Source organism: Myroides odoratimimus, from assembly GCF_001485415.1.
Classification (GTDB): Bacteria; Bacteroidota; Bacteroidia; order Flavobacteriales; family Flavobacteriaceae; genus Flavobacterium; species Flavobacterium odoratimimum.
On record NZ_BCMQ01000049.1, the window covers coordinates 1 to 11,311 of the forward strand.

The 11,311-nt window shown below is 28.8% G+C and carries 9 protein-coding genes; 3 read left to right on the forward strand and 6 right to left on the reverse strand.

The window, feature by feature from the left end; all coding sequences use genetic code 11:
- Positions 1-1,334 (forward strand): IS66 family transposase (tnpC, locus tag MODO_RS18505; protein WP_059051223.1); only part of this gene is annotated, 1,334 nt, incomplete at its 5' end.
- A 402-nt stretch (positions 1,335-1,736) separates the two neighbouring features.
- On the opposite strand, the gene MODO_RS18515 is transcribed toward tnpC, so the two are convergent.
- The 5 genes from MODO_RS18515 to MODO_RS18535 form a co-directional block, all read right to left on the reverse strand.
- Positions 1,737-2,519 carry a hypothetical protein gene (locus tag MODO_RS18515; RefSeq protein WP_006259344.1) on the reverse strand — a complete coding sequence of 261 codons (783 nt, stop codon included), beginning with the start codon at positions 2,517-2,519 and terminating at the stop codon, positions 1,737-1,739.
- Positions 2,520-2,701: 182 nt separating this feature from the next.
- Positions 2,702-3,715: a reverse transcriptase family protein gene (locus MODO_RS18520; protein WP_115283915.1), complete on the reverse strand. Its 1,014-nt coding sequence runs from the start codon at positions 3,713-3,715 to the stop codon at positions 2,702-2,704.
- A 91-nt stretch (positions 3,716-3,806) separates the two neighbouring features.
- Complete coding sequence (locus MODO_RS18525) at positions 3,807-4,538, reverse strand: hypothetical protein (protein ID WP_006259342.1); 732 nt, start codon at positions 4,536-4,538, stop codon at positions 3,807-3,809.
- A gap of 706 nt (positions 4,539-5,244) precedes the next feature.
- Positions 5,245-6,207 carry a DUF5712 family protein gene (locus tag MODO_RS18530; RefSeq protein WP_006259341.1) on the reverse strand — a complete coding sequence of 321 codons (963 nt, stop codon included), beginning with the start codon at positions 6,205-6,207 and terminating at the stop codon, positions 5,245-5,247.
- 2 nt (positions 6,208-6,209) lie between these two features.
- Positions 6,210-6,758: a BfmA/BtgA family mobilization protein gene (locus MODO_RS18535; RefSeq protein WP_006259340.1), complete on the reverse strand. Its 549-nt coding sequence runs from the start codon at positions 6,756-6,758 to the stop codon at positions 6,210-6,212.
- Positions 6,759-7,149: 391 nt separating this feature from the next.
- Here MODO_RS18535 and MODO_RS18540 point away from each other — a divergent pair, with 391 nt between their 5' ends.
- Positions 7,150-8,853 carry a hypothetical protein gene (locus MODO_RS18540; protein WP_006259339.1) on the forward strand — a complete coding sequence of 568 codons (1,704 nt, stop codon included), beginning with the start codon at positions 7,150-7,152 and terminating at the stop codon, positions 8,851-8,853.
- A gap of 283 nt (positions 8,854-9,136) precedes the next feature.
- On the opposite strand, the gene MODO_RS18545 is transcribed toward MODO_RS18540, so the two are convergent.
- Positions 9,137-9,541, reverse strand: a complete 405-nt coding sequence (locus MODO_RS18545) for a helix-turn-helix domain-containing protein (protein ID WP_006259338.1) — start codon at positions 9,539-9,541, stop codon at positions 9,137-9,139.
- Between the two features lie 296 nt (positions 9,542-9,837).
- On the opposite strand from MODO_RS18545, the gene MODO_RS18550 reads away from it, so the two are divergent.
- Complete coding sequence (locus MODO_RS18550; protein ID WP_006259337.1) at positions 9,838-11,049, forward strand: hypothetical protein; 1,212 nt, start codon at positions 9,838-9,840, stop codon at positions 11,047-11,049.
- The last annotated feature ends 262 nt before the right edge of the window (positions 11,050-11,311 follow it).

An 11,311-nucleotide genomic window follows, 5' to 3' on the forward strand; every position in this document is an offset into this window, starting at 1 on the left:
AATTACCTTTAGATGTTGAACAAGCAGTCTTAGAGGAACAAGAAGAAGTAATCAAACAAGAGATTACCTACTCTCGTGAGAAAAAGAAACATCCAGGACGAGCTAAACTACCAGATCATTTACCCGTAGAAGAAATAGAAATACATCCTGAGGGAGATTTATCTGATATGATTTGCATTGGTAAAGAAACTACAGATGTGTTAGATTATGTTCCAGGTTACTTTAAAATCAAGCGTTACATCCGATATAAATACGCTACTAAAGGTAAAGACAACACTCAAATTAGTATTGGTGAGCTTCCAGAGCGAATTATAGATAAAGGAATACCTTCAGAGGGATTATTATCCACAATACTTGTAGATAAATATGTTGATCATATTCCTCTTTATAGACAGAAGCAACGCTTTTCAAGAGAAAACATCGATATAGCTTCTTCTACAATAGATGGTTGGACCGCTCAAAGTATGGATGCTTTAAAACCACTATACCAAAAGCTGGTGATGGACATCAAAAATGAAGGTTATCTCCAAGTTGACGAAACCACCATCAAAGTCTTAGATGAGAAAAAGAAAGACAAAACTCATCTTGGCTACTATTGGGTGTATCATGCACCTATATCCAAGCTTGTAATGTTTAATTACAGTCCTACTCGTAGCGGTAGTGCTGCACTACCTGTATTAGAAAATTTCAAAGGATATCTGCAAACGGACGGTTATAGCAGCTACCAAGCCTATGGAAATAAGTCAGATGTAACGCATCTTGCTTGTTGGGCACATGCTCGACGTGAATTTGAAAAAGCTTTAGATAACGATAGAAAAAGGGCGCAGCATGTACTAGTAGAAATACAGAAGTTATATGCTATAGAGAGAAAAGCTCAAGAACAAAACTTAGCTCCTGATCAAATCAAAGAACTTCGTCTAGATGAAAGTTTACCAATCATCAACAAGCTTGGTAAATATATGATTGCTCAGATGAATCTTACCTTACCTCAAAGTAGAATAGGTAAAGCTTTTGCGTACTCTCAAAAAAGATGGAGTAATCTAAGTGATTACTTACACAATGGAAACTTGCAGATAGACAATAATCTTGTTGAAAATGTAATCAGACCTGTAGCAATTGGTCGTAAAAACTATCTCTTTGCCGGTTCTCATGATGCAGCACAAAGAGCAGCTATGGCCTATACGTTTTTTGCTAACTGCAAAAAGCATGACATTAATCCATATCAATGGCTAAAGTATGTTCTTGAAAATATTCAATCCATCAACCACAAGAATATCGCTGACTTATATCCTCATAATTACAAGAAACTTATCCTGGATAATGTAGAAGAATAATTAGATCTCACAAGATGTACTTGCTCGGGTGCATACGTTTGCACCGGAATCACCTGTTCAGTTTAGACCGGAATTACCTGTTCAGTTTAGACCGGAATTACCTGTTCAGTTTAGACCGGAATCACCTGTTCAGTTTAGACCGGAATATCCAATAAGCAACTTTAATCAGTTAATTTTTAAAATTTATGTAGGTATTGATGTCACTAAATTGACATTAGATGTGTTTATTCGAGAAAAACAAACTCATAGAGAGTTCAAAAATGATCTTAATTGATTTGAATCTTTACTTGAATGGTTAAGAAAACAGGCTAAGACAGAGTTTGAGTCTCTAGTTATTTGTTTTGAACATACGGGACTTTATTCGTTGCCATTAGCAATGTTTCTTGAAAAAAATAACATTAGTTATTCAAATGAACTTTTCATTTTTGTCATTATTTTCTGTTCAAGCGAATTCATTTTTTCGAGGAAATTATTCAGATGCGATTTTGTTACAACATAAATAATAGAGGAACTAGGTATATCATTATAATAGAAGTTAACCATTAATCTAGAAAAAGGTACTTTTTGTAAATTTGAGTTTCCATTTTCAATTGTTAATTCATATAAATCATCATTAATTAATAGAACTGGTAAATAAAGCCAATGTCTAAAATATACATGACTCATTTCATCAAACATTTCTGTATGATTTCTAAATTCATCTTCACAATACCAACACAATTTATTTAAACTACTATATAATTCGTCAGGATGTGTTGCCATTAAATCGTTATTCCCTTTTTTTAAAAATGAACAATACTGAGTAAAAAACGGAAAGTCTAGGTTTTGTAAATCATTCCAATAACCTTCATAAGAATCATATTTTAAATTTTCAGGAATAGTAACAATTTCTTTTATAATTTCCTCTGGTGTATTTGGATTAAATTGCAGTTCAGTTAATAAAACTAATGGAAAAGAATTGTTTTTAAGCTCGAAGAAATATCTGATTTTAGTTGAAATTTCACTTTGGGAAAAATTATAAGTTTCAGCGACAATATCTATTTCTCTATTTTTTTGTGTTATTGGATCTTTGAACACAACATTTGATTCAACAAAATATCCCGAATTAGATAGATATTTTACAACTTCTGATTCAAATAAATATCCTGATCTTGAAATTGTATCTAAAATTTCTTTTTCTGTCATATAGTATAAAATTATGGTTAATACACCTTTGTTTTGAGAGCTTGAAAAGTTTAAAACGAAAATTTTTAGATCAAAAACTAACTTTAAAAAGAAAGATAACTAATTATATAGAGTTAACAAATTATTCAAGTATTTGACTTTTGTGATATTTTTTTTAATTGTTACAAGCGATTGGCTTAAGATTATTTTTTTAATTCAGTTAGTATTTTTTTACTGAATTCTGGTTCAATAGAATTTATAAAATGTAACCAACCATATATTCTATGGCGAGTTATATCAATTTCATTAACTACTAATCTTTGAGTTTCTTTATCCTTTAATTGATGTTTTTTAATTTTTAGTTTATGAATAATATGTTCTTCGTACCCATATTTACCAATATAATATGCTTCTAATCTTAATTCTCTTTTTATTTTTTTTGGAATTCTTGGAAAAAGACCATCAAATACAGTAAGTCCAGTAACATATTGTTTTTGGCCTCTTTTCATAACCTTTGTTTTAGCATAGTTAATCTTAAAACCAAATTTAATAACACTATCAACTATCAACTCAAGATTTGGTTTACTTAAATTACTAGAAAAATATAAATCGTCTGCATAACGAGTATAATTAATTGTACTATCAATATTTTTTAGAATATCTAAATCCATTTCTCTAGCAACAATGTTCGCCAATATTGGGCTACTACTAAAACCTTGTACTAATCTTTCTTCTACACAGGCAATGTTAGAGATCCACTCAGAAATTTGAATATTTACCCCCAGTTTAATAAGTGATTCAATAATTTGCTCTTTGGTAATTGTCTCAAAAAAATCTTTAATATCTAGCCTAAGGATTTGCTTCTTGGCTAAATGAACAGAAGCATTCGTTTTTATATTCTTTTTCTGAACAAAACCTTGAACACAATCTAGAGGTGTATAAACATCTAATAACAAAGAGTTTAGTATCTTTTGACAAGAATCTAATTCAAAATTTAAACTTTTAAATATAGTGCGATAACCTAAAGTTGGATTTCTCTTTTCTATATAAAATCTTTCTATAACAATTGTACCCTCAGAAATTTCAACATCAACATTTTCATTTTTTGTATAGTCAATTATCACATATTCTCTTGAATTAATAAGATTTAAAAAAGATTCTCTACATCTTAAAAGGTATAAAAATTGTTTCTTTGTGTTTATTTCAAGTAAATTCATATCAAAAATATATAAGTGGGCATTAGGGTAAGGTAGATAGTAATTTATTCTGATAATCGGATACGAACTCATATCCGTAATTTTACCCTAATTACCCACTATATTCTCTTTTTAAATTGAGTATGTTGATTCTTTTTTCGTTCTGTTTTTTTCTTCCTAAAAAAACATTGTTATGCAATATATTAATAATTCCTATTTTTGGTGAAATTAGATTAAAATTTTTTTCCATTCTTTCATTTTTTTTATCACTTTTCAAAATATTGAATAAAATATAATTTAGGTAATCAATTACTGATAAATTAATTACTTCTTTACCTACAATATGGTACTCGATGTCTAAATTCTTATCAAAAGACTCAAAAATATCTTTCACAATGTTTTTTAAAGATTTTTTTGCAATCTCAATATTTTCAAAATAAAATATGTTTTTATCTAATTTATGTTCTTCTATTCTATCTCTTAGGAGTTTTTTTAAAGATATTTCAAATATTTCAAATTCAGATTTTTGTTGTTTTAACTGTTTAAAAAAATCAGATTTTTTATTAAGCACCACAAAATATGCTCTAAAGTTAAAATAATGTAACTGTGCATAATAATGCTTTCTCACATCAGGATGGTTTTCTGTTGCGTGGAAGCCTTGTTGTGTGATTATGTCAATATCTTCGATGAAATAATCATCATTTAAAATTTCATCTTTTATTTTATTAATTGATTCTAATAAAGCTTCAGGTGAATCTGTTTTAACGCAACCATGAATAAAAACAGGTGAATCATTGCTAATATGTCCAGCTTCATCTATATAAAAATAATTTTTTTTTTTCATTTTTCATTTTTTTGAATATATTATTTTTCTCAAAACTTTGTTATATAACGTCACATATAGCATCACATATATCATCATTTTCAATATATTTCAAATATTATGTGACGTTTTATAACAAAGTGAAGTACTTAAATTCGCTATACAAAAGTTCAATTGAAGAACTATGTAATAAAACTCTTGTTAATTACAATTTTTTAAAATTTGCATTCATCAAATTAAGGTCTTGATCAACAATAGTATTAAAATTGCTTTATACGAAACGAAATATAGTATATTTCTGTAAAACCAAACCTATATTCGTATTTTGCATAACACTGAGTACGAATAGTAAAAGAATTAAGCAATATTATATATTTTCAAACGTAACAAAATTTAATTAATTTCTATTACGGAAATCCGTAAACCCCTAAATATTTTGAGTTAACATTCTATTTCAAGCAAAAACTAACGACTTAGAGTAATTTTCAAGTCGTTTGGAAAGCTCAAATCTCAATTTCGAGCGACTCAAAACATAACTTACTGTTACTTTTCCTATAATTTATCTTAGTATATTTTTCATGTAATTAGAATACTTTCATGTTTTATTAAGTTAATTAAGACTTATAATTCTTGCGTATTAAATATATTTTGTACATATACTTATACCATTTTGAATAGAATTGGAATAAATTATTTTTCTAACTCATTTATTTTACAAACACTTTAATTAATGTTTAAAACCTATACTTTTTCTTAATTTCTTCTTTTTAGAAAATTGCATATTATCATCATACTCATTGTTTTCAGTAGCTAATAAATTTGCAAGCAACCCAGTACCTTTAGAGTGAAATATTTCAATAATGTTATCTAAATCTAAAGGGAAGTCCAATGAAATATCTTCTATAACTTGAAGGTATTCTGCTTTACTAGGTTCGCTTAGTTTATCTTCAATCTGCTCCAAGATGTTCAATACCTTTTTTTCTTCAACACTCCCTTTATCCATAGTTACAGAATACACAAGCTTCTCTTTAAGTCCTCTTTGATAATCAAACATCTGATCAAAAAGTTTCTCACTACTTTCTTTAAAAGCGAGATTGTCAAACTGACCAAACTTAGCAGAATGTGCTATGTTTTTACCCTTTGAATTATTCTTAGGGCTTAGCTTTATCTTATTGGTAATATCTTTTCGGCTAACAATAATTTGTAAATGTATTTGTTCACCTTCTTTAATATCACCAACATTCACCTCTCTATTTTTTACTTTTTCATCCGTGCTAGAGTAATATCTAAAGTGCTCTAGCTTTCCAAACCAAAGAAGATCTTTACTACTTGTTATACTATCTTTTTTAAAGTTAAGTGCATAAGCATCCATAACAGCAGTAGCATATTCTTTTAGTTTCTGTTGAAGTAACTCTTCCTCGTATTTCTGTTTTAAAAAAAGGATCTCTTTCTCACTTGGACTTATATTAACTAAGAAAAACTTATCGTCTGTTTTACTAAGCTTAGCTAGGTTGTTATCAAGTTTAACTCGTACTTCTTGATGTGTTACATCGTATCTGTCATTTGTAAACCAAAGTTCTTTTTCTGCGTTATTAGCTTTTAGCTTGTTTTCTTTTTCTAAGTATTCAACAAGTCTTGCAGAGCTCCCTTTGTTATTTCCTGTTTCTGAATTAGTAATATTTATAAACATAGCTACATATTATTTAAAGATTGTCTTACATGTTCTATTAACTGTTCTTTCTTTGAATTAGCTGTTGTCCAACCCATTTCTTCACGTGAATGGATGTAATACTCTAAAAGCTCTCTAAACTGCTCTTTGAGCTCATCTTTTTGTCTTTGATGATTTATTAGTACTCTTATTCCACCTATTATACTTTTAGTATTCTTTATTAGAGCAGTACTTATCTCACTTTCTCTAGTTAAGTGAGTATCAATCTTACTAAGTTTATCATTACTTTGAGCCATAGCAACTTTTAAAAGCCCTACATCAGTATAACTTGGCAATAGAAAATCTTTCTCTTGTTGTTTTATAAAAGAGATTATCCGACTGATTCCTGAGGATAATTCCTTTTTTAAAACTTCATCTCCAAAGTCTGATGGGTCTTTTTTACTTCTATAGAAGTAATCCACCATCTGAGTAAATAACTCTTTCTTGCTTCGCTTAAATCCTAAAGCGAGTTTTTCAAGCTTTTCATTAACTGGTTTTGAAAAGCGAATACTACTTGTATCTAGCTGTTTCATACTTATCTTTTTTAGTTCATTAATCTTAAAAAGAGTATACCCCCAAGTATACCCAAATTACATTTCTAACAAGGCTGAAAGCCCCAGAGTATACCTCAAGTATACTCTAGCCCTTTGCAACGCTAGTGAAAAGGCAAGCGACTAGGGCTCTGCCCAAGTCCCGCTTGCTTTTTTCAAAACCATATATTACCGTAAAAGAAAAGAGTAGTGATATACTACTCTTTTAATATTTCTTAAGGCAAAGTAAATCAATGTGATTCAAAACATTGTAAGACATAATTAGCCAAATAGAGCCATAGAAAATAATGAGGAATAATTAATCCTTTGTAAGAATATATTATCCACTAAAATCCAAACAACTTGCAAGTGAATAACTTAAAAATCAAACATTATGTTGACAAGTAAAAACCTAATTTCAAGTTCAAGTATTCATAAGGATATTAAAGAGAACCTTAGTGAATTTATATCTAAGCCCTATAATTGGATATATTATGTATTTCATGCACAAGCAAACATATTAACTCTACCAACAATAACAATCATTGGAGAAGGTAAAGTTCTGAAGGAATTAGTAAATCAAGATTGGGTTAATAATAGTATTGAATTATATAATACCATTATTAACGTAATTGAAATGGACCAACTAATCCTTAATAAAAAAACACCTCATAATATCTACTATAATTTAAACTGTCAATTAGATCAGTTAATATTTTGTAACGATGGCTTTTATGATGAAGAGATTGAAAACATTCAGAATGATGGAGAAAGGAATTTTCTTAAGAAAACAAAAAGGTGGCTAAAACAAAAAGAGGAGTCTTATACTAAATTACTTCAACCTTATACTAGTAGCGAGGAACAAGATAGTGTCAATATTGTTTTTATACTGCAACGACTACAACAATTATTACAAGAGATAATAACAGACTTTAAAGTTATATTTCTTCCTATGGATGTTTTTTTGAAAAACTATACTACAGAGCAAGTACTATCATTTCTAGTCGCACACTCAAATACAGTCAAGAACAAATTCGATAAAAATACAACCATTGCTGGTATAGATTTTTATGATTTAACAAAACCACCTTTATCAATTAAATATTTATTAATTATATTAAACTATCAGTCATCTATTAAAGAAGACGTTTATGATATAAAGCTATTAATTGACAATCTAAATTTATTTGCAGAAGCATTAACAATAGATTTTAAAAATGATTGTTCGGATATTTTTAAACATCGTGTTAAGCAATTAGAAACCTATAATATAATAGAAAAAGCTAAAGCTAGTGTAGAATCATGGGAAGACACCTTAGAGAATCAAGTAAAAGAAACTCTTAAAACTTTTTATAGACCTAAATCTGTATTTCTTCTTTCAAAGAGATACTTTAATATTCCATTGACTGATTTTAAGTATGAAAGAGGCATTCACTTGTTTATTGTAGTATTAACTCAAAAAAGAACTTATCAGGAAATTAGGCAGTTTAGTAATTTAATTACTAAACAAACTAGTGGACAAGTTAAAGTTACAGTCTTACTTCAAAAAGCAAGTAATTGGACAAGAAATATTCCTATGTTCTTTGAGTTTTATAAAAAGTATTTTACTAGCCAAAACTTATTTTATGGCAATTCAATTTACATAAGCTATGATAAGGACGAAGATACTATAACACACAATAAGAATAAATATACTCAAGAATGCTTAGAATCACTTAATAGAGCTTATTTGAATATTAAAGAAAATAGTAATGCAACATTCTGTGAAGCACAAGCGATGCTTTATCATTTTGTCATACAACAATCACTTGTATTACTTATTTATAGAAAACTTGACTTTATTTCCAGTATTATTGATCTAAATTATTTATGGGATTTAATTCAGTGGTGTTATCCCTCGGTCTATAAAGACATAAATGATTTACCCACAGTGAAAAAAATGCTATTTAATAAGGACTGTTTTGTAAAATATTACCCTAAACCAAATGATTTTATAGTTGATTCTACATTAGAAGACATTAAAGAATTAGACTCATTCTGTGATATGATATACTCATTTACAAAAAAAGAATTGGGAGATAACTCTTCTTTGGAGTAAAGTGTAAAAGTGATGGATTATTATCCACAGCGAAATGACGTTTAAATTATCGAGATGTGTCTTTGTCCTTACAAATTGAAAATTTGAACAGGAACAAAGACCACTCGTTTTTCTCCCGAAGGTCGCAAAATTGGTAAAGAGAAAAGAGTATTAATTACCAGAATACATGAAGCAAAAAAGCTAGAGTACAAAATGAGATGTACTCTAGCTTTTTCTATTTTATATAGACACAAAAAAAGCCTAACTATAAGGTTAAGTTTTCATATTTTTATTAATGCTCCATTTACTTAGTTTGAATCAGCTTCTCTAAACGCATCATCATTTCGTCTTTCTCCTTTAGCATACGCTCATACAAAGCAATCTTTTCTTCATGAAGTTGAACAATTTTATCTATTGGATTGATATTATTATTGACAACTACACCAACACAAGCATTATCATTAAATGTACTTGATATTATATTAATTGCTTGCTGTTCATCAAAATTCTCAATTGCTTCTACAGGTATTTTAAGCACCTTAGAAATCTGTTGTAATAAAGCATTATCAATAACTTCTTTCTGTTCAAGTAGAGATATCTTCTTTTGATTCCAATCATCTCCTAAATCAAAAGCAAGAACTTCTTGTTTGATTCCAAGCATTTCTCTAAAACGCTTTACATTTCTTCCTTGATGAATTTTATGTTCCATAATTAATAGCTGAGTTAAGAAGGCTCAAAGATAAAGCCAATGATTTAAAAAAGGTTGAATTGTAAAGTTATTAAAAATAAATAGAATTCTAAATTATCTAAAATAGAATGCAAATACAAAGGATATAATATCCTTTTCGAGAATTTTTTATTCTTTAGAAAGTGAACAATTTTGAACACAATTACAATAAAAATTTACTAAAGGAACTACTCTCGAATTGTCTACAAAGAGAGATGGACTATCACTTTTTAAACTAAGAAAACTAAAATATATAAGTTGAACTAAAAAAAAACATTATGAAAGATATTTACTGGTGCCCACCTGACGACAAATTAGAAATTCCTGAATTCTTACTCAATGGAGGTATATTCGAAGCCTTGAGTTCATATACTTTAGAATCTTTTCGAGAACTATTAAAAGAACTAGAACGCTTTAATGAATCAGTCACTAGCAAAAAAAAGCGAAAGCAAATTTGTGAGCGACAAATCCCTTTTATACTAGATATTAAAATGATGGTTATGGGATGTCATTTTTTTATTCATCAGAAAAAAAAACTCAAATATTGGAATGATTGGATTGATATTCCATGGGTTAAAAACCCTTATCGCTGTGTGTTTGAGTATCGCTCTAGAGAGGATTTCAAAATCAATCATCATCTTGCTCATTTAGAGGATTCTTATACCTTGCTAAGCATCAAAGAAGTGCAGAATTTTCAAAAAGTATTTAAAGACTTTTTTAAACCAATGGACTTATCCCTTTGGATAAAGATGTTAGATCATTGGAAAGAAGCCTTAGAGAGGAATCAAGACATCACTGATATTATGGGACCTCCTCCTTATAAGGTATATGATGCTATATTGAAATTATTTGAAGCTAGCTACTTAGCTATAAGCTGGGCTGATTACAGTTATTTACCCCCAAATAATCACGTATGGGAACACTATTTAGGCAGTCCATGTGAAGGTTACCAAGCCAGTAATCCTTTTGAGAATATCATTCTTATCTTCAATACAAACAGTTATTATGAAATTCAAGAAGTTATTAAAGTGATATATTCTAACTCAAAAAAAGAAGATACTTTCCTTATACAAAATGTTACTAGTTTTCGATTTACCTTAAAGTGGTTGCTACAAACAGGATGGGTACTACTACAAACTGACTATTATCCAACTACTTGGCTTAATCCTGATATTTTAGACTACATTAACTGTCCATTTTCCATAGAGGAACTGCGTATTTGGAAACCTAAATATCTAAGTACAGCAGAAAGTGAAAACCTCAATCTAACTCTTTCTATACTGTATCACGATATTGATATTAGGGAATTTATATATGAAGTAGAAGATCGACTAATCCAATATATTGCTAATAAACAAGCTATAGAGATAAATGATTCCGATTTAAATATTGAAACCACCTTACTTAAAATTTTAGATGTTATAACCTTATTGGCTACTGATTTTTGCAAGAGAAGAACAAAAGATAGGTTGAATTATAAAAAAACATAATGAATTAAAGGTAATAATTCTAACTCGTATATTATCTTAAACTTAGTAAGATAAAGCCAAATAGACTTTGAAACTGCCAAAAACAGAGTATCATTTGTTTTGATTGTAATTTAGTTGTTTAACCAAAAAAATAACTATTATGGAAAGTCAAATTACAAAAGACGATTTAAGATTGTTTGCTCAAACAATCATTGGAGAGCTTAGTACACGACAAAATTATTAAACAGTTGATTTTAAGAGAAATAAAGGAAAGGATTATTTG

Excerpts from the sequence above, each read along its gene's own strand:
- MODO_RS18550 (WP_006259337.1), top strand. The coding sequence starts at position 9,838 with ATGAAAGATATTTACTGGTGCCCACCTGACGACAAATTAGAAATTCCT.
- MODO_RS18540 (WP_006259339.1), top strand. The coding sequence starts at position 7,150 with ATGTTGACAAGTAAAAACCTAATTTCAAGTTCAAGTATTCATAAGGAT.
- MODO_RS18525 (WP_006259342.1), bottom strand. The coding sequence starts at position 4,538 with ATGAAAAAAAAAAATTATTTTTATATAGATGAAGCTGGACATATTAGC.
- MODO_RS18515 (WP_006259344.1), bottom strand. The coding sequence starts at position 2,519 with ATGACAGAAAAAGAAATTTTAGATACAATTTCAAGATCAGGATATTTA.
- MODO_RS18535 (WP_006259340.1), bottom strand. The coding sequence starts at position 6,758 with ATGAAACAGCTAGATACAAGTAGTATTCGCTTTTCAAAACCAGTTAAT.
- MODO_RS18545 (WP_006259338.1), bottom strand. The coding sequence starts at position 9,541 with ATGGAACATAAAATTCATCAAGGAAGAAATGTAAAGCGTTTTAGAGAA.
- MODO_RS18530 (WP_006259341.1), bottom strand. The coding sequence starts at position 6,207 with ATGTTTATAAATATTACTAATTCAGAAACAGGAAATAACAAAGGGAGC.
- MODO_RS18520 (WP_115283915.1), bottom strand. The coding sequence starts at position 3,715 with ATGAATTTACTTGAAATAAACACAAAGAAACAATTTTTATACCTTTTA.